This window comes from Kribbella yunnanensis (assembly GCF_039529655.1).
GTDB lineage: Bacteria > Actinomycetota > Actinomycetes > Propionibacteriales > Kribbellaceae > Kribbella > Kribbella yunnanensis.
The window spans coordinates 46,362-70,243 of the sequence record NZ_BAAANF010000018.1; the positions used below are offsets into that span (position 1 = coordinate 46,362).

24 protein-coding genes are annotated in these 23,882 nt (G+C 68.3%); 13 read left to right on the forward strand and 11 right to left on the reverse strand.

What is annotated here, in order from left to right:
* Positions 1 to 4: 4 nt before the first annotated feature.
* Positions 5 to 958, reverse strand: a complete 954-nt coding sequence (locus ABD231_RS27880) for a quinone oxidoreductase family protein (protein ID WP_344158346.1) — start codon at positions 956 to 958, stop codon at positions 5 to 7.
* Between the two features lie 50 nt (positions 959 to 1,008).
* On the opposite strand from ABD231_RS27880, the gene ABD231_RS27885 reads away from it, so the two are divergent.
* On the forward strand, positions 1,009 to 1,659 hold the full coding sequence (locus tag ABD231_RS27885; RefSeq protein WP_344158348.1) for a TetR/AcrR family transcriptional regulator: 651 nt from the start codon (positions 1,009 to 1,011) through the stop codon (positions 1,657 to 1,659).
* On the opposite strand, the gene ABD231_RS27890 is transcribed toward ABD231_RS27885, so the two are convergent.
* The 4 genes from ABD231_RS27890 to ABD231_RS27905 all read right to left on the reverse strand — a co-directional run bounded on the left by ABD231_RS27890 (position 1,643) and on the right by ABD231_RS27905 (position 5,262).
* Entirely contained in the window at positions 1,643 to 2,389 is a 747-nt protein-coding gene (locus ABD231_RS27890) for a sulfite exporter TauE/SafE family protein (RefSeq protein ID WP_344158350.1), read from the reverse strand. The two genes, ABD231_RS27885 and ABD231_RS27890, sit on opposite strands and share 17 nt — an antisense overlap.
* Positions 2,390 to 2,497: 108 nt before the next feature.
* Positions 2,498 to 3,637: an SPFH domain-containing protein gene (locus ABD231_RS27895; RefSeq protein ID WP_344158776.1), complete on the reverse strand. Its 1,140-nt coding sequence runs from the start codon at positions 3,635 to 3,637 to the stop codon at positions 2,498 to 2,500.
* Between the two features lie 132 nt (positions 3,638 to 3,769).
* Positions 3,770 to 4,306 (reverse strand): NfeD family protein, encoded by a 537-nt coding sequence (locus tag ABD231_RS27900; protein ID WP_344158352.1) that lies wholly within the window; start codon positions 4,304 to 4,306, stop codon positions 3,770 to 3,772.
* A gap of 173 nt (positions 4,307 to 4,479) precedes the next feature.
* On the reverse strand, positions 4,480 to 5,262 hold the full coding sequence (locus ABD231_RS27905; RefSeq protein WP_344158354.1) for an ABC transporter ATP-binding protein: 783 nt from the start codon (positions 5,260 to 5,262) through the stop codon (positions 4,480 to 4,482).
* Between the two features lie 67 nt (positions 5,263 to 5,329).
* Here ABD231_RS27905 and ABD231_RS27910 point away from each other — a divergent pair, with 67 nt between their 5' ends.
* The 11 genes from ABD231_RS27910 (at position 5,330) to ABD231_RS27960 (ending at position 17,618) form a co-directional block, all read left to right on the forward strand.
* The gene (locus ABD231_RS27910; protein ID WP_344158356.1) at positions 5,330 to 6,064 is read left to right on the forward strand and encodes a hypothetical protein; all 735 of its coding nucleotides are present in this window, start codon (positions 5,330 to 5,332) and stop codon (positions 6,062 to 6,064) included.
* Between the two features lie 69 nt (positions 6,065 to 6,133).
* Positions 6,134 to 7,351 (forward strand): phosphoserine phosphatase SerB, encoded by a 1,218-nt coding sequence (serB, locus tag ABD231_RS27915; protein ID WP_344158358.1) that lies wholly within the window; start codon positions 6,134 to 6,136, stop codon positions 7,349 to 7,351.
* 60 nt (positions 7,352 to 7,411) lie between these two features.
* Positions 7,412 to 8,284: a GNAT family N-acetyltransferase gene (locus ABD231_RS27920; RefSeq protein WP_344158360.1), complete on the forward strand. Its 873-nt coding sequence runs from the start codon at positions 7,412 to 7,414 to the stop codon at positions 8,282 to 8,284.
* Between the two features lie 72 nt (positions 8,285 to 8,356).
* Positions 8,357 to 9,745: a glycoside hydrolase family 16 protein gene (locus tag ABD231_RS27925; protein ID WP_344158362.1), complete on the forward strand. Its 1,389-nt coding sequence runs from the start codon at positions 8,357 to 8,359 to the stop codon at positions 9,743 to 9,745.
* 1 nt (position 9,746) lies between these two features.
* Entirely contained in the window at positions 9,747 to 10,697 is a 951-nt protein-coding gene (locus tag ABD231_RS27930) for a DUF1996 domain-containing protein (protein ID WP_344158364.1), read from the forward strand.
* A gap of 45 nt (positions 10,698 to 10,742) precedes the next feature.
* Positions 10,743 to 11,819 carry a cyanophycinase gene (locus ABD231_RS27935; RefSeq protein ID WP_344158366.1) on the forward strand — a complete coding sequence of 359 codons (1,077 nt, stop codon included), beginning with the start codon at positions 10,743 to 10,745 and terminating at the stop codon, positions 11,817 to 11,819.
* Positions 11,816 to 14,620 carry a cyanophycin synthetase gene (cphA, locus tag ABD231_RS27940; RefSeq protein WP_344158368.1) on the forward strand — a complete coding sequence of 935 codons (2,805 nt, stop codon included), beginning with the start codon at positions 11,816 to 11,818 and terminating at the stop codon, positions 14,618 to 14,620. Before ABD231_RS27935 ends, cphA begins: the two co-directional genes overlap by 4 nt.
* Before the next feature lie 42 nt (positions 14,621 to 14,662).
* Positions 14,663 to 15,163, forward strand: coding sequence for a copper chaperone PCu(A)C (locus ABD231_RS27945; RefSeq protein ID WP_344158778.1), 501 nt, complete (start codon positions 14,663 to 14,665; stop codon positions 15,161 to 15,163).
* Complete coding sequence (locus tag ABD231_RS27950; RefSeq protein WP_344158370.1) at positions 15,160 to 16,302, forward strand: Dyp-type peroxidase; 1,143 nt, start codon at positions 15,160 to 15,162, stop codon at positions 16,300 to 16,302. The genes ABD231_RS27945 and ABD231_RS27950 overlap by 4 nt, the downstream gene beginning before the upstream one ends.
* Positions 16,303 to 16,356: 54 nt before the next feature.
* Entirely contained in the window at positions 16,357 to 16,887 is a 531-nt protein-coding gene (locus ABD231_RS27955) for a SigE family RNA polymerase sigma factor (protein WP_344158372.1), read from the forward strand.
* The gene (locus ABD231_RS27960) at positions 16,884 to 17,618 is read left to right on the forward strand and encodes a hypothetical protein (protein ID WP_344158374.1); all 735 of its coding nucleotides are present in this window, start codon (positions 16,884 to 16,886) and stop codon (positions 17,616 to 17,618) included. Before ABD231_RS27955 ends, ABD231_RS27960 begins: the two co-directional genes overlap by 4 nt.
* Positions 17,619 to 18,673: 1,055 nt before the next feature.
* Here ABD231_RS27960 and ABD231_RS27965 read toward each other — a convergent pair.
* The 6 genes from ABD231_RS27965 to ABD231_RS27990 all read right to left on the reverse strand — a co-directional run bounded on the left by ABD231_RS27965 (position 18,674) and on the right by ABD231_RS27990 (position 23,442).
* Positions 18,674 to 19,006: a peptidase inhibitor family I36 protein gene (locus tag ABD231_RS27965; protein WP_344158376.1), complete on the reverse strand. Its 333-nt coding sequence runs from the start codon at positions 19,004 to 19,006 to the stop codon at positions 18,674 to 18,676.
* Between the two features lie 65 nt (positions 19,007 to 19,071).
* The gene (locus ABD231_RS27970; RefSeq protein ID WP_344158378.1) at positions 19,072 to 19,935 is read right to left on the reverse strand and encodes a hypothetical protein; all 864 of its coding nucleotides are present in this window, start codon (positions 19,933 to 19,935) and stop codon (positions 19,072 to 19,074) included.
* 43 nt (positions 19,936 to 19,978) lie between these two features.
* Positions 19,979 to 21,685, reverse strand: coding sequence for a Mur ligase family protein (locus tag ABD231_RS27975; RefSeq protein WP_344158380.1), 1,707 nt, complete (start codon positions 21,683 to 21,685; stop codon positions 19,979 to 19,981).
* The gene (fabI, locus tag ABD231_RS27980) at positions 21,685 to 22,455 is read right to left on the reverse strand and encodes an enoyl-ACP reductase FabI (protein WP_344158382.1); all 771 of its coding nucleotides are present in this window, start codon (positions 22,453 to 22,455) and stop codon (positions 21,685 to 21,687) included. The genes ABD231_RS27975 and fabI overlap by 1 nt, the downstream gene beginning before the upstream one ends.
* A 27-nt stretch (positions 22,456 to 22,482) precedes the next feature.
* Positions 22,483 to 23,187 carry a 3-oxoacyl-[acyl-carrier-protein] reductase gene (gene fabG / locus ABD231_RS27985; RefSeq protein WP_344158384.1) on the reverse strand — a complete coding sequence of 235 codons (705 nt, stop codon included), beginning with the start codon at positions 23,185 to 23,187 and terminating at the stop codon, positions 22,483 to 22,485.
* A gap of 42 nt (positions 23,188 to 23,229) precedes the next feature.
* Positions 23,230 to 23,442, reverse strand: a complete 213-nt coding sequence (locus tag ABD231_RS27990) for a dodecin (RefSeq protein WP_344158386.1) — start codon at positions 23,440 to 23,442, stop codon at positions 23,230 to 23,232.
* Between the two features lie 49 nt (positions 23,443 to 23,491).
* Between ABD231_RS27990 and ABD231_RS27995 the strand changes: the two genes are divergently transcribed.
* Positions 23,492 to 23,851 carry a DUF3099 domain-containing protein gene (locus ABD231_RS27995; RefSeq protein WP_344158388.1) on the forward strand — a complete coding sequence of 120 codons (360 nt, stop codon included), beginning with the start codon at positions 23,492 to 23,494 and terminating at the stop codon, positions 23,849 to 23,851.
* The last annotated feature ends 31 nt before the right edge of the window (positions 23,852 to 23,882 follow it).

Here is a 23,882-nt window from a genome sequence, read left to right on the forward strand (position 1 = left end):
TCCTTCAGCGCGTGGGGTCGAGGACGAGCTTGCCGACAGTACGGCGGGCTCGCATGTCTTCGTGAGCGGTGGCGACCTCGGACAGTCCGTACTCGCCGCCGACGATCGGGCGCAGCGTGCCGTCGGCAACCAGGCCGAACAGCTCGGTCAGCGGGTCACCGAGCAGGCTCGGGTCGCCGAAGCAGTCGGCCAGCCAGAAGCCGACGATGGTCTTGGAGCCCTTCATCAGCCGGCTCGACTCGATCGGCGCCGCTGACTGCCGGGAGGCCGCACCGAAGGTGACCAGGCGGCCGAACTTGGCCAGTGCCGCGAACGACTCGTCGAACGTCGGTCCGCCGACCATCTCGAGCACGATGTCGACCGGCTTGCCGCCGTTCGCCTCGATGATGCGGTCCTTGAGACCCTCCGGCGTACCGTCGATGGCCGCGTCGGCGCCGAGCTCGAGCGCCTGCTTGCGCTTCTCCTCCGACGACGCGGTCGCGATCACGCGGCCGGCACCCCAGTGCTTGGCCAGCTGGATGGCGAGCGATCCGACGCCGCCGGCACCGGCGTGCACGAGCACGGACTCACCGGGCTGGAAATGCGTCGAAGTCTTCAGCAGGTGCCAGGCGGTCGTGCCCTGCAGCACCAGCGCGAGGGCCTGCCCGTCGGTGACGCCCTCGGGAACATCCCAGGCGTACGGCGCGTGGGCGACAGCCTGCTCGGCGTACCCGCCGGAACCGACCAGCGCGACGACCCGGCGGCCGTCGGCGGTGTGACCCACCACCTCGCCACCCGGAATCATCGGCAGCTTGGCCGCCTGCAGGTAGCTGTTCTCCACCTGATGGGTGTCGGCGTAGTTGATCCCGGCGTGATCGACGGTGATCAGCACCTGGCCGTCACCGGCGACCGGATCCGGAACGTCGCCGACCTTGAGGACCTCAGGTCCACCGAATTCAGTGATCTCGATTGCTCGCATACGTTGTACTATACACTGTACGTTAGGAAGATCGAAGGGAGCTACGTCACATGGCGCGCACGCCGCGGAACACACTGAGCTCGGACCTCGTCGTCCGGACGGCCTTGGAGCTGATGGAGGCCAAGGGCGCCGACGGGTTCAGCCTGCGCGGGGTCGCCGGTGAGCTCGGGGTCGGGCCGATGGCCCTCTACACCTACTTCCGGAACAAGGACGACCTGTACGACGCCATCCGCGACCACCTGATGGGGTTGATGCCGCCCCCGCCCGAGGGTCTCCCCTGGCCTGACCAGGTGCGTTCGGTGTGCCGGGATCTGCGTGTCCTGATGCTCCAGCATCCTTGCCTTGCGCAACTACTGGCGAGCCGGCCGCTGAGCGGCCACGAGACCGCCCGGGTCGCCGAAGGTCTGCTGAGCGTTCTGCGGTCCGCCGGATTCGAGCCGGAGATCGCGGCCCGCACCCACACGACGCTGTTCACCTATGTGCTCGGGGCAACCACCTGGGAGATCCAGATGGCCGCCGAGCAGTCCGACCCGGACTCGTTGCGGCGACTGCGTGCGTCGATGGAATCGCTGTCGTCACGGGACTTTCCGACCGTGATCGAACTGGCTCCCGAGCTCGCCCGGACGACCGGCGGCGAGACGCAGTTCGACTACGGGCTGGACTTGCTGCTGGCGGGTCTGACGGTCAGAACTGCATCGTGACGATGGCCACGATGCCGATGCACACGATCAGCCCGCGCAACGCGATCGGCGGCAGCTTGCGGCCGTAGCGGGCGCCCAGGAAACCACCGATCGTGGATCCGACCGCGATCAATGCCGCGGCCAGCCAGTCCACGTCGGCGACGATGATGAACAGGATCGCGGCCACCGTGTTCACGACCGTGGCCAGCACGTTCTTCAGGCCGTTCATCCGCTGCAGGTCCGGATCCAGGCCGAGACCGAGGATCGCCATCAGCAGAACACCCTGGGCTGCGCCGAAGTACCCGCCGTACACGCCGGTGGCGAAGACCGCGGGCAGCACCCACCACGCGCCGCGATGGGTGTGCGACGGGACGCTGATCCACTTCGACAACCACGGCTGGAACGCGACCAGCAGACAGCCCAGCAGGATCAGAACCGGTACGACGGCGTGGAACGCGGACTCGGGTGTGGTGAGCAACAACACGCCCCCGATGACACCGCCGGCCAACGAGACCGGTATCAGCCGGATCATCCGGCCGCGCTGGCCCTCGAGCTCACGCCGGTAACCGATCGCACCGGCCGCCGTACCGGGAGCCAGACCGACGCTGTTGCTGACGTTCGCGAGCACGGGTGGGATGCCGACAGCGAGCAAGGCGGGGAAGGTCAGCAACGTGCCCGAACCCACCACGGCGTTGATCGTGCCCGCGCCCATTCCCGCCACCAGGACGAACAGCGCCTCGAACCATGTCATCGTTGCCTGACTCTACGGTGCCGGACGACCAACCTCGCGATCCAGTCCGGAGGGTGAACGAAGAACAGGGCCGCCCGGAAACCCGGACGGCCCTGTCGTGAACGTTGCTCAGCGCTCGAGCGGCGGCTCTGCCTCCGGCAGGGTGTGCTCGGGGCTGGTCGACGGCGCCGGGGCCGGAGTGGTCCGGCCGCTGACCGCGGCGCTCTGGGCGGCCGCGATGGCCTCCTGTACGGCGTTGTCGGCCTCGGCGACGGCTTTGTCCTGCACACCGCCCTCGACCTCGGGGCCGGCCGCGGCATCGGTGATCTCCGGCGCCTGCCAGTTGCCCTCGGCCTTCTGCGGAATGCCGGCCACCTGGCCGACTGCGCTGCCCAGACCCTTGAGCGCGTCGCCGATCTCACTCGGCACGATCCACAGCTTGTTCGCGTCGCCCTGGGCGATCGACGGCAGCATCTGCAGGTACTGGTAGGCGAGCAGACCCTGGTCCGGCTTGCCGGCGTGGATCGCGTTGAAGACCGTGGTGATGGCCTGCGCCTCACCCTGTGCCTTCAGGATCCGGGCCTCCCGCTCGGCCTGCGCGCGCAGGATGCGGGACTCCTTGTCACCCTGGGCGGTCAGGATCGCGGACTGCTTCTGGCCTTCGGCCGAAAGGACGGCGGACTGCCGCATACCCTCGGCGGTCAGGATCGCGGCGCGCTTGTCGCGGTCCGCGCGCATCTGCTTCTCCATCGAGTCCTGGATCGAGGGCGGCGGGTCGATCGAGCGCAGCTCGACCCGGTTCACCCGGATCCCCCACTTGCCGGTGGCCTCGTCGAGCACGTAGCGGAGCTTCTCGTTGATCTCCTCACGCGAGGTCAGCGTCTGCTCCAGGTCCATACCACCGATGATGTTCCGCAGCGTCGTCATGGTCAGCTGCTCGATGGCCTGGATGTAGTTCGAGATCTCGTACGTCGCCCGGACCGGGTCGTTGACCTGGAAGTAGATGACGGAGTCGATCGACACCATCAGGTTGTCCTCGGTGATCACGCCTTGCGGCGGGAACGAGACGACCTGCTCGCGCATGTCGATGGTGTAGCGGACCTTGTCGACGAACGGGGTCAGCAGGTTCAGGCCCGGCTGCAGGCCGGTCTTGTACTTGCCGAACCGCTCCACGATCCCGACGGTCTGCTGTTGCACCACCCTTACTGATTTGGCCAGGGTGACGATCACCAGAACGGCGACGATCGCCAGCACCACAAGGAAGCCGATCACTGGACCCTCCAACTCGACAGAACCCGCAAGGCACGGACAGTCTTTCCTATCGACGGGGCAAGTGGCGGTCCGGTTCCCGGCGCGTCGCTGCCTGTTCGAGCAACTTGCTCGACGTCCCTGCTTTCGAGCCTACTGCGCGGGCGACTGAGGCGGTTGCGGACCTGGTTCGGGGTCGTTCAGCCCGGGGTGCGTGTCCAGTTCGTGGCGCACCGGCTCGCTGATCGGATAGACCACCGCGGTCGCGCCGTCGATCGACATCACCTCGACCCGCGTCCCGGGCTTGATCGTCGACACATCGTCGTACGGGCGGGCTGTCCAGAGCTCACCGCCGAGCCGGATCGAGCCACCGCCGTCCGGGTGGATCTCCTTCACGACCGTGCCGGTGCGCCCGATGACATGGGCCGAACCGGTCTTCAGCTCCTTGCCGTCATGGATCTTCCGGACGATCATCGGCCGGATCGCGGCCAGCATCGCGGCCGCGGTCACCAGGCCGACGACGATCTGCAGCCAGAGCAGTCCGGGGAAGACCGCCGCCACGCCCGCGGCCGTGAACGCACCGGCCGCCAGCATCAGCAAGGTGAAGTCGAGCGAGGCAAGCTCGGCCAGAGCCAGTACGCCGGCAATCGACAGCCAGGCGACCCACAGGTTCTCGCGCAACCAATCCATCTGCCAACCCTATCCACGTTCGGGACTTTCGGCAGGCTCTATGACGCACCCGTTACCCATCCGGCTCCCGAACCATCTCGTGGGTTCACCCATCAGCTTGTGGGTTCTGCACCCGCATGAGGGTGCAGAACCCACAACCTCGTGGGTTCACCCATCAGATGCCGTACGACGGGTCAGAGGGCGCGGGCGGTGTAGCGGCCGTCCTCGTGGGTGAGGGAGAGGGCGATGTCGAAGGTGTCGCTGAGGGTTTCGGAGGTGAGGGCCTGGGCGATCGGGCCGGCGGAGACGACTCGGCCCTGCTTGAGCAGGAGGGCGTGGGTGAAACCGGGTGGGATCTCCTCGACGTGGTGCGTGACGAGGACCATCGCGGGAGCGCCGACGGCGGTGGCGATCGAGCTGAGGGAGCGGACCAGTTGCTCGCGGCCGGTCAGGTCTAGGCCGGCGGCTGGCTCGTCCATCAGCATCAGTTCGGGGTCGGTCATCAGCGCGCGGGCGATCTGGACGCGCTTGCGCTCACCCTCCGACAGCGTGCCGAACGTGCGGTCGCTCAGGTGCGCGATACCGAGTTCGGTCAGCAGTTCCTTGGCCCGCTGGTGGTCGAGTTCGTCGTACTCCTCGCGCCAGCGCCCGAGGACGGCGTACGAGGCGGAGACGACGACGTCGGAGACTCGCTCGCCCCTCGGCAGGCGGTCGGCCAGTGCCGCGCTCGTGATGCCGATGCGCGGGCGGAGTTCGAAGACGTCGATCGCGCCGAGCACCTCACCGAGCAGACCGACGACACCCGAGGTCGGGTGGATCTGGGCGGCCAGGATCTGCAGCAGGGTGGTCTTGCCCGCACCGTTCGGGCCGATCACGACCCAGCGGTCGGCCTCGTCGACCGTCCACTCGACACCGTCCAGCAGCCGCGCGCCACCGCGCACGATCGAGACATCTGCCAGCTCCACCACAGCAGTCATGCGGGCAAACCTACGTGGTGCCTGCCGGGTGCCGTACGCCGGGCACGCGAGTGAGACACTGGCTTGCGTGCTGACCACCTCCGCCTCGGTCCGGTTCACCGTGTGGACGAACGCGATGCTGACCGGCGCCTGCGATCCCGACACCGCCGCGCACAAGATCCTCGGTGCGGACGTCGGGCACCACGTCGCCGGACTGCCAGGCCATCCCGAGCCCGCGACGTTGCCCGTTGCGCTCAACCTGCTGCGCGCTGCCGGCACCAAGCAGGCTCACCTCGCGCTGCCGATTCCCGGTGACCCGATCGGCCTGGCCGGACCACCGGCGTTCAACGAGTTGGCCCTCGAGTCCGGCGAAGCGGTCGTGTTCACCGGACCGGACCTCGGCCTGGTCCCGGCGTACGTCGGTCCTGCTGTCCAATGGACCGCACTCCCGGCCACCAGTCCCCCGCCGGCCGACTTCGGCGAGGCCGACCGGGCTCTTCGGCTCGCGATGATCGAAGCCGCCGACTCACTGGCCGCCCTGGATGTCGCCCGGTGGAAGCCCGAGGTGGCCGACGCCCTCATCGACATCCGCCGGATCGGCACCGGCCGCGGCGACGACCTGGCTCCCGGCTACCCGTCCCGCGCGGTCAAGTCCGCCGCCACCGCCCGCCGCCTGCTCGCGATCGCCGACGCAGCCCTCGAAGACGACGGCGCCGCCATCACCACCACCGACGCCGACGCACGCCGCCGTACCCTCCTCGCCCTGGCCACCGCCGCCCGCCGAGCCCTCGTCGCCGCCTGCGCTCCCCCGCTCCCCGACTGACCCTGTTCATGTTTGGGATGTGGACCGGACCACTGGGTGACAGGTGTTGTGGGTAGCGTTCAGGGTGAGATGACATTGCTGCCTGAGGTTGAGATGCATTCTTCGGATCGTCCGACACTGCTGGTCACGCTGACCGGTACGGACCGGCCGGGGCTGACGTCTGCCGTGCTGTCCACGCTGGCCACCCGCGGGCTGGAGGTCATCGACGCGGAGCAGGTCGTGCTCCGGGGTCGGCTGATCCTCGGTGTGCTGCTGTCGGCGCCGCGCGATCACAAGAACCTGAAGGAAGAGCTCAAGCAGCTCGCCGCTGCGCTCGACATCGACATCTCGGTGAAGAAGGGTGTCGGCGACAACGAACCCCGGCGCAAGGGCCGCAGCCAGGTGACCGTGATCGGGCACCCGCTGTCGGCGGTCGGGCTCGCGGCGATCGCCGGGCGGATCGCGGACACCGGGGCGAACATCGACCGGATCAGCCGGATGGCGCGGTACCCGGTGACGGCGATGGAGATCGCGGTCTCCGGTGCGGAACCGGAGACGCTGCGGACTGTGCTCGCGCAGGAGGGTGTTCGGCAGGGGCTCGATGTCGCCGTACAGGACGGTGGGTTGTACCGGCGGGCCAAGCGGTTGATCGTGATGGACGTCGACTCCACGCTGATCCAGGGCGAGGTGATCGAGATGCTCGCTGGCCACGCCGGTCGGGAGGCCGAAGTTGCCCGGGTCACCGATCAGGCGATGCGCGGTGAACTCGACTTCGCCGAGTCCCTCGAGCACCGGGTCAAGGCGCTGGCCGGGCTGCCGGCGTCCGCACTCGACGACGTGTACGACGCGATCCAGTTCGCACCGGGTGCGCGGACACTCGTGCGGACGCTGAAGCGGCTCGGGTACCAGTTCGCGATCGTCAGTGGTGGCTTCAGCCAGATCACCGACAAACTCGCCGCCGAGCTCGGGATCGACTACGCCAAGGCGAACGAGCTGGAGATCATCGACGGCAAACTCACCGGCCGCGTGATCGGCGAGATCGTCGACCGGGCCGGCAAAGCCACGGCCTTGCGGCAGTTCGCCGAGCGCTCGAAGACCCCGCTCTCGCAGACGGTCGCGATCGGCGATGGCGCAAACGACCTCGACATGCTCGCCGCCGCCGGCCTCGGTGTCGCCTTCAACGCCAAACCCGTCGTACAGGCCGCCGCCGACACCCACGTCAGCGTCCCCTACCTCGACACCATCCTCTACCTCCTCGGCATCAGCCGCGAGGAAGTAGAAACCGCCGACGCCGACCAACCCGCCTAGACGCACTTGGTGGGGTAACCCGGGGTTCACCCACCGAACGGGGGCTTACGCTCTGGGGTTGTGGAGTTCAGTGGGCGGGCTGCGGGGGTTGGGGATGCGGGGGCGATCTGGGGGGTGATCGCGGCGGCTGAGGTTGGGTGGCATGGGCGGGCCGAGGTGGTCCCCGATCGGGTGGCGGCGGATTTGCGGCGGCCGTTGATCGACTTGGCGCTCGACACGCTTGTGCTCGAGGCGCCGGGTGGCGAGCTCGTGGGGTGGGCGTGGAACCACGGTGGGAAACGGGCTCAGGTCGACGTGCATCCGGCGTACCGGGGACTGGGGCTCGGGAGCCGGTTGCTCGACTGGGCCGAGGCGCGGTCGCGGGAGGTCGGGAGCGACTGGATCGCGCAGACGGTGGATGACGCTGACAAGGCTGGGACCGAGCTGTTGCAGGGGCGGGGGTACGACGTTCTCGCGGTCAACTGGTTGTTGGAGCGCCCGCTCAGGAGCCAACCGTGTGAGGCCCCGGCTGGGATTCGGTTGGAGGCCTATGACTCGGCTCGTGCCGAGGAGGCGCATGAGGTGGTTGAAGGGGCGTTCGCCGAGTTCGGGTCCCGGCGGAAGTCGTTCGAGGAGTGGGCCGAGCTGACGGTCGCGCGGGCCAGCTTCCGGCCGGACGCCTCCACGCTCGCGTACGACGGGGACGAGGTCGTCGGCGTGGTGATCGCACTCGATGGCGACGAGGGGTACGTCGAACAGCTCGCGGTCGCCACCGATCACCGGAACCGGGGAATCGCGCGGGCGATGCTCGACCGGACGGCCGCCGAATTCCACCGGCTCGGGCGCGGCAACCTGACTCTGTGGACGCATTCGGGGACCGGTGCACTGGCGATGTACGAGCACCTCGGGCTGCGGGTCCGGCGCAGTACGACGGTTCATCGGCTGTGGTTGTGAACTGTTGACAGCGAGCGTGAGAGCGCTCACATTGGCGACAACTGTTGGCCTCGACCCGCCTCGGAGGTCGCCATGCGTTCCCGCCCACTCTTCATCGCATCACTCGCCGCCCCACTCCTCATCGCCGCCTCGCTGACCGTCGTCGCGCAGGCGAGCGCCCCAACCCCACCGGCCGGCTGGTCCACAGTCTGGGTCGACGACTTCAACGGACCGGCGAACACACTGCCGTCCGGCGCCAACTGGATCATCGATACCGGCCATGCCTATCCCGGCGGTCCCGGGAACTGGGGAACCGGGGAGATCCAGAACTACACGAGCAGTACGAACAACCTCGGCCTCGACGGCGCCGGCAACCTCCGGATCACGCCGCGCCGCGACGGCGCCGGCAACTGGACGTCCGCCCGGATCGAGACTCAGCGCAGCAACTTCAAGCCCCCGTCGAACGGCGTACTGGCGATCGAGAGCCGGATCCAGATGCCGAACGTCACCGGCAACGCGGCTCTCGGCTACTGGCCGGCCTTCTGGGCGCTGGGGTCGCCGTACCGGGGCAACTACTGGAACTGGCCGGGGATCGGCGAGTTCGACATCATGGAGAACGTCAACGGGATCAACTCGGTCTGGGCCGTGCTGCACTGCGGCGTGAATCCCGGCGGCCCGTGCAACGAGACCTCCGGTATCGCGAGCAACCGCGCTTGCCCAGGCTCCAGCTGCCAATCGGCGTTCCACACCTACCGGTTCGAGTGGGACACGAGCATCTCGCCCAACCAGTTCCGTTGGTACGTCGACGGTCAGCAGTTCCACACGATCAGTCAGAGCCAACTCCCGGCCGACACGTGGGCCAACATGACCTCGCATGCGGGGTACTTCATCCTGCTGAACGTCGCGATCGGCGGTGCGTTCCCGGATGCACTGAACGGGCCGACCCCGCGCGCCGAGACCGTGCCTGACCGGCCGATGATCGTCGACTACGTCGCCGTGACGCAGCGGGGCGGCGGTACGACTCCCCCGCCGACCTCACCGCCTCCGACCTCACCGCCTCCCGGCGGCGGGGGCAACGCCTACAGCACTCTGCAGGCCGAGTCCTACCAGGAGCAGGGCGGTACGGGAGTCGAGGCAACCAGCGACTCCGGCGGCGGTCAGAACCTGATGGGGCTCGGCAATGGTGACTGGGCCCGGTACTCGGCCATCGACTTCGGCAGTTCCGCTGCACACCAGTTTGTCGGCCGCGTCGCGTCCGGTGCTTCTGGTGGGGTCAGTGGGCTGGTCGAGGTACGCCTGGACAGTCGCAGCAACGCTCCGATCGGCAGCTTCGCCGTCGCCAACACAGGAGGCTGGCAGAGCTGGCGGAGCGTACCCGCCAACATCAGTGCGGTCACCGGAGTCCATGACGTCTACCTGACCTTCACCAGTGGTCAGCCGGCGGACTTCGTGAACGTCAACTGGTTCACCTTCGGACACTGACATGGGTACGGCGAAGCTTCTCGCCGCCGGTGTGGTGCTGATCGGTGTGGTCACCGCATTGGTGATCCACGACCAGCCCACCAGCCAGGCGGGCGTCGACCACTCGGCGATGGACCACTCGCAACACGGTCAGGTACCGAGTAAGGCGGAGGAGGCGGCCATGATGGCCGCTCAGGCCGCACCGGTTCGCGGCTCGGAGTTCCGGGCCGAGTGCCGCAGCAGTCACCGGGCCGGTGACGATCCGATCGTGTTCCCCGGCCAGTCCGGTGGTTCACACATCCACGAGTTCTTCGGCAACACCACGACCAACGCCAACTCGACTCTGCAGTCGCTGCGGCTCGGTGGCACGAACTGCGATCCGGTGTCGGACAAATCGGCGTACTGGACTCCGACGCTGTACAAGAACGGCGTACCGGTCGCGCCTGAGCGAGTGACCATCTACTACCAGGGCATCACCGACCGCACCAACGCTCGGGCCTATCCACAGGGTCTGCGCTATGTGATCGGCAATGCGCTCGCGACCAGTCCGGACCAGAACCCGGCCGCCCGGTGGTCCTGTGTCGGCCAGAGCCAGTCCAGCCGCGATTTCCTGGTCTGTCCGCCCGGTACCAAGCTGGAGAACTACCTGGACTTCCCGACCTGCTGGGACGGCACCCGGCTCGACTCACCGAACCACAAGGACCACATGGCGTTCCCGGTCGGTACGACGTGTCCGTCCACGCATCCGGTCGTCGTACCGCGACTGGAGTTCCTGATCACCTATCCGGTCAACGGTGGCGGACTAACCCTGGCCGGCACCCGGAACGGGAGCAATGTCACCACCGCACCCGGCTACACGTTCCACGGCGACTTCCTGAACGTCTGGGACCCGGCCGAGCTCCAGCGGCGCGTCGACAACTGCATCCGGGCCGGCTACGTGTGCGGTACTGACGGCAATCCCATCCAGCAGTAAGGCCGGATTGCGGCCTCCTGGGGGCCGAGCACTTATCCTTCGGCTATGTCAGAACAGCTGGGTGGGGTGAACAGCGGGCCGGGGGCTCTGTTCGCCATTGGCGGTGCCGAGGACAAGCTGAAGAAGCGCACGGTGCTGCAGGAGTTCGTCGAGGCCGCCGGTGGCTCGAAGGCGCGGATCGTGGTGGTACCCACCGCGTCCGCGCTCGGGCCGGATGTGGTCGACGTCTACCACGCGCTGTTCGCGGCTCTCGGTGCGCAGAGCGTCGTCGGGGTCCGCCCGGAGAACCGGGAGGACGCCGACGACCCGGCGTTCATCGCACCGCTGCACGACGCCACCGGCATCTTCATGACCGGTGGCAACCAGCTGAAGCTGTCCGGGGTTGTCACCGGTACGGCGTTCGGTCGGGCCGTGACCGCGGCTCACGCGCGCGGGGCGGCGGTCGGCGGTACGTCGGCCGGTGCGAGCATCCTGGCCGAGCACATGATCGCCTTCGGCCGGTCCGGCGCGACTCCGCGGCAGCGGATGAGCCAGCTGTCCAACGGGCTCGGTCTGGTGCAGGGCGCGATCGTCGACCAGCACTTCGCCCAGCGGAACCGGTACGGGCGGCTGCTGTCGCTGGTCGCCCAGTCCCCCGGGCTGCTCGGGATCGGGGTCGACGAGGACACGGCGGCCGTCGTACGAGGCACTCACCTCGAGGTGGTCGGCCGCGGTGCCGTGACGATCTTCGACGGGAGCCGGATCACCTCGAACGCGCACAACGCGAGCCGGTCCGAACCGCTGCTCGCGTCGGGCGTCGTGCTGCATGTGCTGCCGGCGACGGCGACGTTCGACCTCGAGGCGCGGGTGCTGCTGTCCTACGGGCCGCAGCCGCCGGCCGAGGAGATCGCCGGGCTGGAGGCCGCCGAGGCGGATCTGCGCAAGCTGGCCAAGGAGATCGCGGCCGAGGGCGTCTCACCCAAGTACTACGCGGATCGCAAGAAGCGGGCCGGGCGGCGGACGGCCAAAACAGCCCGCTCGTCGGCCGCCGGGGAGTCCAGACCGGAGGCGACCGAGCCGATCCCGGCCGGCGCCGACCTCGACACCCCCGACCGCCTGCAACCAGACAGTGGGACCGCATGACCGATTCAACCGACACCCACGGGACGCCGAGTCCGGACCTCAAGATCATCGAGACCCGCGTCTACCGCGGGCCGAACGTGTGGAGCTACGACCCGGCCATTCACCTGGTCGTCGACCTGGGCTCGCTGGAGAACTTCCCGTCGAACACGATCCCCGGGTTCACCGAGAAGCTCCTCGAGCACCTCCCCCGGCTCGACCAGCACCACTGCTCGCGCGGTCGCCGCGGCGGATTCATCGAGCGACTCAACGAGGGCACCTGGCTCGGCCACATCGCCGAACACGTGGCGCTCCAGCTGCAGCAGGAGGCCGGCCACGACATGCGGCGCGGCAAGACCCGCCAGGTCAAGGGCCGTCCCGGCACCTACAACATCGTCTACGCGTACGCCGATGAGGCGGTCGGGCTCGCTGCCGGTGAGCTGTCCGTCCGGTTCGTGAACAACCTCGTCCAGCCGGATCCGGACTTCGACTTCACTGTCGAGCTGGAGAAGTTCATCAAACAGGCGGAGCGTACGGCGTTCGGTCCGTCCACGCAGGCGATCGTCGACGAAGCCGTCTCCCGTGACATCCCGTGGATCCGGCTGAACAAGGCCAGCCTGGTTCAGCTCGGTCAGGGTGTGCACGCGAAGCGGATCCGGGCCACGATGACGTCGGAGACCGGCTCGATCGCGGTCGACGTGGCCAGTGACAAGGACCTCACTACCCGCCTGCTCGCGTCGGCCGGTCTGCCGGTGCCGCGGTCGGAGTCCATCCGGACGGTCGACGAGGCGGTCTCGATCGCGAACAAGATCGGCTACCCGGTCGTGTGCAAGCCGCTCGACGGCAACCACGGCCGCGGCGTCTGCCTGAACCTACTGAACGCCGACGACGTTCGGGAGGCCTTCCCGATCGCCGCCGAGCAGTCCCGCCGCGGCTGGGTGATCGTCGAGAACATGGTTGTCGGCAAGGACTACCGCTGCCTGATCATCAACGGCCGGATGGAGGCGATCGCCGAGCGCGTCCCCGCGCACGTGGTCGGCGACGGCGTGCACACGGTGGCCGAGCTGGTCGACATCACCAACGCCGACCCGCGCCGCGGGGTCGGGCACGAGAAGATCCTGACCCGGATCACGGTGAACGCGGCCGCCCGGGAGCTCGTTCGCAGCCAGGGTTTCGAACTGGACGACGTACCGCCTGAGGACGTGATGGTGAAGCTCACGCTCACCGGCAACATGTCCACCGGCGGCATCTCCATCGACCGGACCTGGGAAGCGCACCCGGAGAACGTCGAGATCGCCGAGGAAGCGGCCCGGATGATCGGGCTCGACATCGCCGGGATCGACTTCATCTGCCCCGACATCACCCAGCCGGTGCGCGAGACCGGCGGCGCGATCTGCGAGGTCAACGCCGCTCCGGGATTCCGGATGCACACGAACCCGACGATCGGCGAACCGCAGTACATCGCCAAGCCGGTCGTCGACATGCTCTTCCCGCCGGGCGCGACCAGCCGGATCCCGATCGTCGCCGTCACCGGCACGAACGGCAAGACCACCACCTCGCGGATGATCAGCCACGTCTTCAAGGGCATGGGCCGCAAGGTCGGTATGACGTCGACCGACGGCATCGTGATCGACGAGCGGCTGGTGATTCGTTCCGACGCGTCCGGGCCGAAGTCCGCTCGGATGGTGTTGCAGAATCCGCGCGTCGACTTCGCGGTCTTCGAAGTTGCCCGCGGCGGGATCCTGCGGGAAGGGCTCGGGTACGAGCGCAACGACATCGCCGTCGTACTGAATGTGCAGCCGGATCACCTTGGACTGCGTGGGATCGACACGCTGGAGCAGTTGGCCGACGTGAAGGGCGTGCTGGTCGAGGCGGTGCCGCGGACCGGGTACGCCGTACTGAACGCCGACGACCCGCTGGTTCGCAAGATGCGGCGCAAGTGTTCCGGACAGGTCGTGTGGTTCAGCATGGCCGAACCGGGCAGCGAGGTCCGCGACTACATCGAGGGTCACTGCCGGCGCGGTGGACGTGCTGTCGTCCTCGAGCGCTCCGACCTGGGCGACATGATCGTGGTCAAGCACGGTCGCCGTTCGATGCAGCTCGCGTGGACACACTTGCTCCCGGCAACGTTCGGTGGGCGGGCGATGATGAACGTGCAGAACGCGATGGCCGCGGCTGCTGCCGCGTTCGCCGCGGGTGCGCCGCTGCACGACATCCGGCAAGGCCTGCGGACGTTCAACACGTCGTACTATCTGTCGCCTGGGCGTCTGAACGAGATCGACGTCGACGGTCGGACGGTGATCGTCGACTATTGCCACAACGCGCCTGCGATGCGGATGCTGGGTGACTTCGTGGACCGGTTGGGCGAGAGCCTGATCGCGTCGTCCGAGCTTGGGCGGCCGTCGCGGATCGGCGTGATCGCCACCGCGGGCGACCGGCGGGACGAGGACATCCACGAGCTCGGCGAGATCGCTGCTCAGCACTTCGATGTCGTGATTGTCCGTGAGGACGCACGGCTGCGCGGGCGGAAGCGCGGCGAGCTGGCCGCGCTGATCGAGGCCGGGGTTCGGAGCGCGATGGATGCCGGGGCTCGGTGCCGTCAGGTCGAGATCGTCATCGACGAACTGACCGCGATCCGGCACGCGCTGGCCCGGTCGAACCGTGGTGATCTGGTCGTCTTGTGTGTCGATCAGCACCAGACTGTGCTGGCCGAGCTGGAGTCGGTGTCGCATCTGGCCCAGGCGGGTGCCCGCTCAGGTGACGAGGGCGGCGACCCGGACTTCGTGAAGCCCTCCGACGAAACTGAGGATCCCTCCGACGCCTAGCGGGAACTCCGCGGAGGGCGGGGGCGTTGGCCGTGCGTGAAGATGAAGTTGCTCGCGGCCACCATCGCTGTCGCTCTCCCGGTCCTGCTGTCGTCCTGTGGAACCGCGGCGACCCCGCAACCGGCTGCCGCGGCGCCTGGCGTGCTGGTCGAGGATGCCTGGGTGCGCGCGACGGTCGGTACCAAGGACAAGTCGATGACCGCAGCCTTCATGTCCCTGACCAACCCCGGGGGTGCCGACGTGAAGTTGATCTCGGCAACCTCCCCGGTCGCCGGCCTGGTCCAACTGCACGAGATGACGAAGAAGGACGGCAAGATGGTCATGCAGGAGAAGGCCGGCGGCGTCACCGTCCCCGCCACCTCTCACGCCCACCTCACCCCCGGCGGCGACCACATCATGCTGATGAACCTCAAGAACCCCCTCAAACCCGGCGACGAGGTCCCCCTGACCCTCAAGTTCTCCGACAACACCACCCACGACCTCAAGCTCCCGGTGAAAGCCTTCACCGAAGAAGAAGAGCACTACCACCCGACCCCGAAGTGAAGCCGACGAGGCGACAGCTGTTCGGGTACGCCGGTGCAGCTGCCGCAGGCGCCGCCGCCACCGGTGCTGCCGTAGTTGCCCTCGACAAGGAACCACCCAGTCGGCTCATCTCCCCGTACGGCGATCGCCAGCCGGGGATCACCGCGCCCTCGCCTCGGCATGGGGAGTTGGTGGCGTTCAAGCTCTTGCCGTCGACCGACAAGGCTGCGCTTGCGCGGTTGATGCGGTCATGGTCGGCGGATGTTGTTGCTTTGGGCAATGGTCGACCGGTGCCTGGGGACACGGCACCAGAACTGGCTTCGGCGAATGTCGCGCTGACCACGACGGTTGGTTTCGGGCCTCGGGTGTTCGAGCTCGCTGGCAACAAACCGGCTGGGCTGGATGATCTGCCGGTGATGCGGCATGACCGGTTGCGGGACGAGTGGTCGGGTGGTGATCTGCTCATCCTCGTCGGTGCGGATGACGAGCTCAGCGTCGTGCACGCCGTACGGCGGTTTGTTGCGGATGCTAAGCCGTTTGCGGTGCCGGTGTGGCGGCAGACGGGGTTCTGGAACAGCACGGGGCCGGACGGGAAGCCGGTGACCGGGCGGAATCTGTTCGGTCAGGTGGACGGCACCGGCAACCCCGCGGTCGGGACACCTGAGTTCGATGCGACGGTCTGGGCGGCGGACGGGAGCACGACGGTCGTCGTACGGCGGATCAAACTCAACCTCGACACGTGGGACGAACTCACCCGCTCCGAACAGGAACGCGCCGTCGGACGCAAGCTGAGCACCGGCGCACCCCTCACCGGCACCGCCGAGCACGACGAGCTCAACCTCGCGGCCCGCGACGCCGACGGCCGCCCGGCGATCGCCGCGAACGCCCACGCCCGCCTCTCGCACCACTCCGAGAACGACGGCCGCCGCATCTTCCGCAAGGGCCTCAACTACGTCCACGACACCGGTACGAACCGCGAGTCCGGCCTGATCTTCCTCAGCTATCAAGCCGACATAGCCGGGCAGTTCCTCCCCCTGCTGGCCCGCCTGGACGCCGCCGACGCGCTCAACGAGTGGACCACCACGATCGGCTCCGCCGTCTTCGCCATCCCACCCGGCTTCCACCCCACCGGATGGATCGGCGAGAAGCTTCTCGGCTGACCTGTCACCCTGGCACGCTCGCCACAGCGTTCTAAGGGTGAGGAGGCGATGCCGATGAGAGACCGTCCGACCGAGACGGACTTCGACGACTTCGTGCGAGCGCGCTGGAGCGCGACCGCCCGCCTGGCGTACGCACTGACCTTGGACCACCAACGGGCCGAGGATCTCGCGCAGGAGTCGTTCACCAAACTGTGGTTCCACTGGGGCAAGGCCGGCACCGGCAGTCCGGAGGCTTACCTGCGGCGGATCGTGACTACCACGTTCCTATCCGCCCGACGCCGCCGCTGGTTCGGTGAGCACCCGACCGAGACCCCGCCCGACACCGCGATCGCCGCGGTCACCGGCCAGGTCGACGAGCGGCTCGCACTCCGACGCGCGATGGCTCAGCTGAGCCCGCGGCAGCGCGCTGCCGTCTACCTCCGGTACGCCGAAGACCTGTCCGAACGCACTGTCGCCGACCTGCTCGGCTGTTCGGTCGGCTCGGTCAAACAACACACCCGCCGCGGCCTGGACGCTTTGCGCGCGGACCTCGACTTCACGACACCCGATGAACTGGCCGTCCTGGCCGGAAGGGGCATCGCATGACCCACGACCTGGCCGACAAGTTCACCACCCTGACCGATGACCGGCCCGAACCCATCGACCCCGCCGGCCTGGTGCGAACCGGCATCACCCGCCGTCGCCGTCGCCGGACCACCGTCGGCATCCTCGCCACCGCCGCAGTCACCGCGGTCGCACTCACCGCCGCACCACTCGCCGGTGCCCTCCTGCGACCCGACACCCAGACCGCCGCCACCCCGAAACCGACACTCATCCCCAAACCGACGCTTCTCCCGAAACCGACGCTCGTTCCGCAGCCCACGTTCCGCCTGCCTGACCCGTGGGTGCACAAGGCGGTTCCGGGCACGCATGACCTGTACCACCTCGCCCAGGGCAAGGTGGGGAAGTACAACTGGATCGTCGGCGCCCGCCGCGGCTGCGTGGTGTTCCAGAACACCAACCTGTGGCGCGGCATCAGCAATCCGGACACAATCTCGATGACCTCAGGCGAAGGTCCGATCTGCAAGCCAGACGGCTATCCGCGGCTCCGGGCCGGCCTCGGGCACGAGGGCGAAAGCATCGGCATCCTCGCGGGCACGACCACCGCCGCAGCACGCAAGGTCCGAGTCACCCACGGCAAGCACACCTACGTCGTCGACGCGGTCGGCACCCCCGCCAGCAGCACCAAGCGATTCTTCGCAGTCGCCTTCGAGGGCGTCCCCGCCCCAGACTGGACCGCCGTCCCACTCGACGCCAACGGCCGCCCGATCCGCTAGCCCGCCGGAAGCCTTTCCGCTAGCCCGCGGGAAGCTTTTCCGCTAGCCCGCCGGAAGCTGCTAGCCACCTGCGCGAACCGCCCACCTCCGCGCGAACCACCAGCCCACGCCAATCAATCAGGTCTGGCGACCACCAGCCGCGAACCAGCCACCCCCAGCCCCGCTGACCGGGCCCCGGCGCGCCCCCGGCCCCGGCACCACCCAGCCCCCGGCGATCGGGCTCCGCCGCGCCCCCACCCCCACAACCACCTCACAGCTAGCCGCGGTGCACGCGACGCAGGAGCGGGCTGGAGCGGCGGCTGCTTGCGAATGAACGGCTGGGCGCAAACGCTCTTGAGGGGAAGCGGCGGAAGCCGCGTGAACGGGTGGGCGGGGCGCACACGGGCGGAGCACGCGACGAAGGAGCGCGCGTGCCCGGAGCGAGGGGCGACAGGCGTCGGGAAGGACACGTAGAGGTCGCCTCCGGAGGCTCCGGTCAAGCGTGGGTGAGCGTGTGGCGACCGGTGTTGCGGCACTACTACGTGTCCTTACCGACAATGCGCGGGCGTCCAGCACGAGCCGAACGACGCCCCACCCCGCGAGCCCCACCTGACAACCGCGCCCCCTGACAACCGCGCCAACACCACCCCCAGCCCTGATAGCCGCGCCAACACCAACCGGTGACCACCCCAGCCCCCGAGGACCGCGCCAGCGCGACCGCTGACCACCCCAGCCCCTGTCGAGGGCCCCGCGCCGCCCCATCCCAACAACCGCGTGTCAGCTAGCCGCGGTGCACGCGACGAAGGAGCGGGCTGGAGCGGCGGCTGATTGCGAATGAGCAGCTGGGCGGAAGCGTTTGAAGGAAGCGGCGGCAGCCGCGTGAACGGGTGGGTGGGGCGCACGGGCGGGAGCACGCGACGAAGGAGCGCGCGGGCCCGGAGTGAGGGGTGATCGCGTCAGGCGGACCGCCACCACTCACTAACTTGGCGGCGGTCGCGGGGTTCACGCTCAGCGCGCTGAGCGGGGAGGACTTGAACGGGGTTGATGAGTGGCGCAGGTCCGGCGAGGCGGACTGATCAGCCGGCTCGGAAGCTGAGGAACTTGGTGCTGGGGTAGCTGTGGAAATTGTTGGCGGGCTCGAGAGAAGGGCTGCCCGAGCAGTCGGGGGTGCGGTAGAGGAGGACGTCTTCGGTGGACCAGTTGAAGAGGGAACCGGGAGCGATGGCCAGCTGGGTGCAGGCGGCGGGGACGTCGTTGTAGATCACGCTCTTCCCCCCAAAGCTCGTCGTCTCGTAGAAGCAGGCCTGGCCGGGCTCACACGCGGTGCTTTCCGAGTACGCCGACGCCGGGCTGGCGACGGCGCCAAGCAGAACAGTGGTGGCGCCGAGAAGGACGATGCGGAGGTTCATGAAAGCGACTCCTGGTGAGAGAGGGGCGGTCTCTGTCACCGACGAGTTTATGATTGAACGTTCACTCAGACTGCGCTTTCCGGCGTGTTGCGGCGGGAGAACAAGCGGCGTCGAGGCTCGTCGCGGTCGATCCAGTCCAGGTCGTCACCCAGTACGGCGTCGTTCGTCCGGTCGGCGTACGGGTCGGGCGGCGGCGGGACCGGCGGGAGGGCGCGGAGCTTGAGCGCCACCATCGGGATCGCGAGCAGAACGGCCACGACCAGCCACGCCCCGTACTCCCGCAAGATCGGCCCGAGCGAATTGAAGAACGCGTCCATCGCCGCATCCACCGTCGGGTTGAACGCCTGACCGGTCGGCGCCCGGTCGACCGCCTGCACCGCAGCGACCACACCGAACGAGGCGAGATACCACGCGGTCAACGGCACCCAGAAATACGCCGACCGCCACCCGCGCAACCAACAAGCGACGTACAGCAGCAGCGCGAGACCGACCCCGACAAGGAGCCCGTTGAGCTGCCAAAGCCAGCGGAAGTCGGTCAGCTGACCAGCCGGACGGAGCGCATACCACGCAAGAGGCAGCGCGAGCGCGAATGCGGCGACCACCGAGCTTCTGGTGCCTAGGGCACCCAAGACACCGCCGACAGCACTTGCCACCAGCAACGAGATCAGCAGGTCCCGCTCCTGCCAGGGATTGCCGGTGAGCCACCAGGCGCCGGCGGCAACGATCAGCACCAACGGCAAGGCGGCTCTAACGCGGGCGACCAACAGGCCTGCCAGCACTCCCCCGGCGAATCCGCCTAGCAGCAAGAGATCCAGCCGCGGCGGTACGAAGATCGTCGTACCGCTCGGCAGACCCTTCAGGTACACGGCGGAGAAGCCACCCACGAACCAGGCGACGGCAGCAGCCGGGATCGACCACAGGTAGCGCATCCTCATCCCCGTCCCGCCCCAACCGAGGGCGGTGGGAGCTCTGTCAATTTCCCCGCCCACCCACCCTGGGCTGGGCTCTTTCGACCTTGGACTTCAGGTCTTCCGGTGTGTCGACGGTAGCTCCCTCGGACCGCAACCAGCCGTCAAGACTCGCCCTATCCTGCAGAGACATGACGGCGACTACGTCACCTGGCTGCGCCTGAGCGACCAGTGACTGCGCCGCTTCCAGCTCGGTCGGGTACGCCGGTACGTCGTCGACGCCGACCGATGCCGCTCCTTCGCGGAACACGGCCTCCAGCTCGGACGGCGGCCGCCCGCGCAGGTACTCGCTCTTGTGCCCGATCGCGACCTGATCCGCACCACGCGCACCAATCGCGCCCAACGCGGAGACCATGTCGTCAGCGCGGTCGCCTGGCGAGCCAAGGGCGAGCAGCAGTCGCGAACCCTCGTGCCGTACGCCGTTCATGATCTCGAGGAGGGCTTCCAGGCCGGCCTCGTTGTGGGCGAGGTCGATCACCACGGTGAAGCCGCGCAGCGAGTACATGTTCATCCGGCCGGGGTTGTTCTCGTTCGGCGCGAACGAGCTCAGCCCTTCGATCACCGCGGCCCGCGGCAACCCGAGCCCGAGCGCTGCCGACGCGGCCGCGAGAGCGTTCTCGACGTTGTAGTGCGACAAGCCAGACAACGTCATCGGTACGTCGACGACCTTCAGCAGCGGTTCCGGATCGGTCGCCTGGTCGAGCACCGTGATGAAGCCGTCGAGGACAGTCGTCGCCCGGCCGCCTTCGTCGAGTACGGCGCGGATCGACGGCGAGTCGGGGTCCCGCGAGAACACCCAGCACTTGGCCGGCGAACCGAGTCGCATCGCGAACGTGCGTGGGTCGTCGCCGTTCACGACGCACCAACCGCGTGGGCGGGTGATCTGAGTGATGACCGCCTTCACCTCCGCGAGCTGGTCGACGGTGTCAATCCCGCCCAGACCAAGGTGATCCGCGGTGACGTTCGTGACGACGGAGACGTCGTTCGAGGCGACTCCGACGCCGCGGCGCAGGATGCCGCCGCGGGCGGTCTCGGTGACCGCCAACTGGATCCCCGGCTGGGACAGTACCTGGCCGGCGCCGCTCGGGCCGGAGAAGTCGCCGTACTTGACCAGTTCGCCGTCGAAGTAGACGCCGTCGGTACTCGACCAGCCGACGTGCAGCCCGGCGGCGCGGCCGATGTGGGCGATCATCCGGGAGGTCGTGGTCTTGCCGTTGGTGCCGGTGACCGCGACGACCGGCACCTTCGGCCGGATGGTCGGCGGCACGTTACCGGGCGGCTCGTTGCGCACCCGCTCGCCGACGGTCGTCATCAGCTCGGGCAGATGCTCGGCGCCGAACGCGTCCAGTACCTCGACGATCGCCGCCGCGAGCGCCCGTGCGCGCTGTTCGTGGGCCCAGGGGAAGGCCACGACCAGGCGGTGATTGTCGGACTCCGGCCGGACCCGGACACCGATCCGGCCGATCCCGGCCTCGCGGGCGATCCGCCGTACGACGTGTCCGGTGACCCGGATCGCGAATCGCTGCCGGAACCCGGAGCCGATCCGCCCCGGCCGGGTTGCGCCCAGGCCGACGGCCTGGGCATACGCCTTCGCGGCCGGGGCCGGGGCGTCCACCAGCGCGGTCACGTCGAGCGTGAGCTTGACCGCCGCGCGGCTGAAGTACAGGTTGGCGCCGTCCAGCACACGGAGCTCAACAAGGGACGTGGACACTACGCTCCCATCGCGTGGTAGCCGCCGTCGACGTGGATGATCTCGCCGGTGGTGGAGGGGAAGAAGTCGGACAGCAGTGCAACGATGGTGCGGCCGGTGGGCTCCAGGTCGGTCGGGTCCCAGCCGAGCGGGGCGCGCTCCAGCCAGGGCTCCTCGAACTTCTCGAAGCCCGGAATCGCCTTGGCGGCCAGCGTCTTGAGCGGGCCGGCCGAAACGAGGTTGCAGCGGATACCCGCAGCGCCGAGGTCGCGGGCCAGGTAGCGGCTGGTCGACTCGAGCGCGGCCTTGGCCACACCCATCCAGTCGTAGCCCGGCCAGGCAACGGTCGCGTCGAACGTCATACCGACGACGCTGCTGCCGCGCGGCATCAGCGGCGCACAGGTGGTCGCGAGCGCCTTCAGCGAGTACGCCGAGACGTGCACAGCCTGCGCGACGTCATCCCACGGCCCCTCGAGGAACTTGCCGCCGAGGATGGTCTCCGGGTTCCCGTACGCGATCGAGTGCACGACCCCGTCGAGACCGTCGACATGCTCCCGTACGGCGTCCGGCAGCGCGGCCAGGTGCTCGGCATTCGTCACGTCGAGTTCGAGCACCGGCGGTTCGGTCGGCAGCCGCTTCGCGATCCGTTTGGTGATGCTCAGCGCCCGGCCGAAGTTCGAGATCAGCACGGTGGCGCCCTGTTCCTGCGCCACCTTGGCCGTCGCGAAGCCGATCGAGGAGTCCAGCGTGACCCCGGCGACCAGGATCCGCTTGCCGTCGAGGATGCCCACCGGCGTCCCCCTTCTACAAGAGTGTTGTCAGTTGCCCATGCCGATGCCGCCGTCGACCGGGATCACCGCACCGGTGATGTACCCGGCCTCCTCGGAGGCGAGCCAGCGAACCGCGTGCGCGATCTCCTCGGTCAGGCCGAACCGGCCGAGCGGGATCTGGCCGAGGTACTGCTTCACAGTGTCTTCGGGCAGTACTGCGGTCATGTCGGTCTCGACGAATCCCGGCGCGACCACGTTGGCGGTGATCCCGCGGCTGCCGAGCTCGCGCGCGATCGACCGGGCCATCCCGACCAGACCTGACTTGCTGGCCGCGTAGTTGACCTGACCGGCCTGGCCGAGCAGACCGACGACCGAGGAGATGAAGACGATCCGGCCCTTGCGCAGCCGCAGCATCCCCTTGGCCGCCCGCCGGGCGACCCGGAACGAACCGGTCAGGTTGGTGTCGATGACCGAGTCCCAGTCGTCGTCGGACATCCGCAGCAGCAGCGTGTCGCGCGTGATCCCGGCATTGGCGACCAGCACCTCGACCGGACCGTGCTGGTCCTGGATGGTCTCGAACGCCGCGTCGACCTGCTCCTGGTCGGTGATGTCGCACTTCACCCCGAGGAATCCGTCCGGCGGCGGGCTGCTGTTGTAGGTGACGGCGACCTGGTCACCGGCCTCCTTGAACGCAGTCGCGATCGCCAGACCGATCCCCCGGTTGCCCCCGGTCACCAGCACAGACCTGCTCACAAGAACTCCTCACCCGTCGGCAGTCGTAGCCGAACGCTATCCTCAGGAGTCTTCGAGCCGGAAACCGACCTTCATGCCGACCTGGTAGTGGTCGATCTGGTTGTCGACGATGTGGCCGCGGATCTGGGTCACCTCGAACCAGTCCAGGTGCCGCAGCGTCTCGCCGGCCCGGGTGATCCCGTTGGTGATGGCCTCGTTCACCCCCTCCTTCGACGTACCGACGATCTCTGTCACGCGATAGGTCCGATCCGTCATCAGGTGTCCTTCCGTAGCGGCGTACCGTGGGTATTGGTGAGGAGGATAGATGTCCAAACGTCGTGAACGGTCCGGCGAAACGGTCATTTCGGTGACCAGTGCCCAGCCCAGCCGTTCCGAAGACCTGGACAGCCGCATCATCCGGTACGCCGCGATGATGGGACTGCGGGTCGTGTGTTTCGTGCTGGCGGTGCTGACGCCGTCGCCGTGGCGCTGGATGTTCGTCGTCGGTGCGGTGTTCCTGCCGTACTTCGCGGTCGTGCTGGCCAACGTCGCGAAGACCGCGACCCAGGACAGCGGTACGCCGTACGTCGCCCCGGACCGGCCTGCGCTGGAGGCGTCGCCGGGCCCGGTGATCCGGGCCGAAGAGGACCCCGAACCGGTGCGACAGACCGACACCGAAAAGTGATCTGTGCCGGGACTGGAAAGTTCGCCGGGTT

Excerpts from the sequence above, each read along its gene's own strand:
- ABD231_RS27880 (WP_344158346.1), bottom strand. The coding sequence starts at position 958 with ATGCGAGCAATCGAGATCACTGAATTCGGTGGACCTGAGGTCCTCAAG.
- ABD231_RS27885 (WP_344158348.1), top strand. The coding sequence starts at position 1,009 with ATGGCGCGCACGCCGCGGAACACACTGAGCTCGGACCTCGTCGTCCGG.
- ABD231_RS27890 (WP_344158350.1), bottom strand. The coding sequence starts at position 2,389 with ATGACATGGTTCGAGGCGCTGTTCGTCCTGGTGGCGGGAATGGGCGCG.
- ABD231_RS27900 (WP_344158352.1), bottom strand. The coding sequence starts at position 4,306 with ATGGATTGGTTGCGCGAGAACCTGTGGGTCGCCTGGCTGTCGATTGCC.
- ABD231_RS27905 (WP_344158354.1), bottom strand. The coding sequence starts at position 5,262 with ATGACTGCTGTGGTGGAGCTGGCAGATGTCTCGATCGTGCGCGGTGGC.
- serB (WP_344158358.1), top strand. The coding sequence starts at position 6,134 with ATGACATTGCTGCCTGAGGTTGAGATGCATTCTTCGGATCGTCCGACA.
- ABD231_RS27925 (WP_344158362.1), top strand. The coding sequence starts at position 8,357 with ATGCGTTCCCGCCCACTCTTCATCGCATCACTCGCCGCCCCACTCCTC.
- ABD231_RS27930 (WP_344158364.1), top strand. The coding sequence starts at position 9,747 with ATGGGTACGGCGAAGCTTCTCGCCGCCGGTGTGGTGCTGATCGGTGTG.
- ABD231_RS27935 (WP_344158366.1), top strand. The coding sequence starts at position 10,743 with ATGTCAGAACAGCTGGGTGGGGTGAACAGCGGGCCGGGGGCTCTGTTC.
- cphA (WP_344158368.1), top strand. The coding sequence starts at position 11,816 with ATGACCGATTCAACCGACACCCACGGGACGCCGAGTCCGGACCTCAAG.
- ABD231_RS27945 (WP_344158778.1), top strand. The coding sequence starts at position 14,663 with ATGAAGTTGCTCGCGGCCACCATCGCTGTCGCTCTCCCGGTCCTGCTG.
- ABD231_RS27955 (WP_344158372.1), top strand. The coding sequence starts at position 16,357 with ATGAGAGACCGTCCGACCGAGACGGACTTCGACGACTTCGTGCGAGCG.
- ABD231_RS27960 (WP_344158374.1), top strand. The coding sequence starts at position 16,884 with ATGACCCACGACCTGGCCGACAAGTTCACCACCCTGACCGATGACCGG.
- ABD231_RS27965 (WP_344158376.1), bottom strand. The coding sequence starts at position 19,006 with ATGAACCTCCGCATCGTCCTTCTCGGCGCCACCACTGTTCTGCTTGGC.
- ABD231_RS27970 (WP_344158378.1), bottom strand. The coding sequence starts at position 19,935 with ATGCGCTACCTGTGGTCGATCCCGGCTGCTGCCGTCGCCTGGTTCGTG.
- ABD231_RS27990 (WP_344158386.1), bottom strand. The coding sequence starts at position 23,442 with ATGACGGATCGGACCTATCGCGTGACAGAGATCGTCGGTACGTCGAAG.
- ABD231_RS27995 (WP_344158388.1), top strand. The coding sequence starts at position 23,492 with ATGTCCAAACGTCGTGAACGGTCCGGCGAAACGGTCATTTCGGTGACC.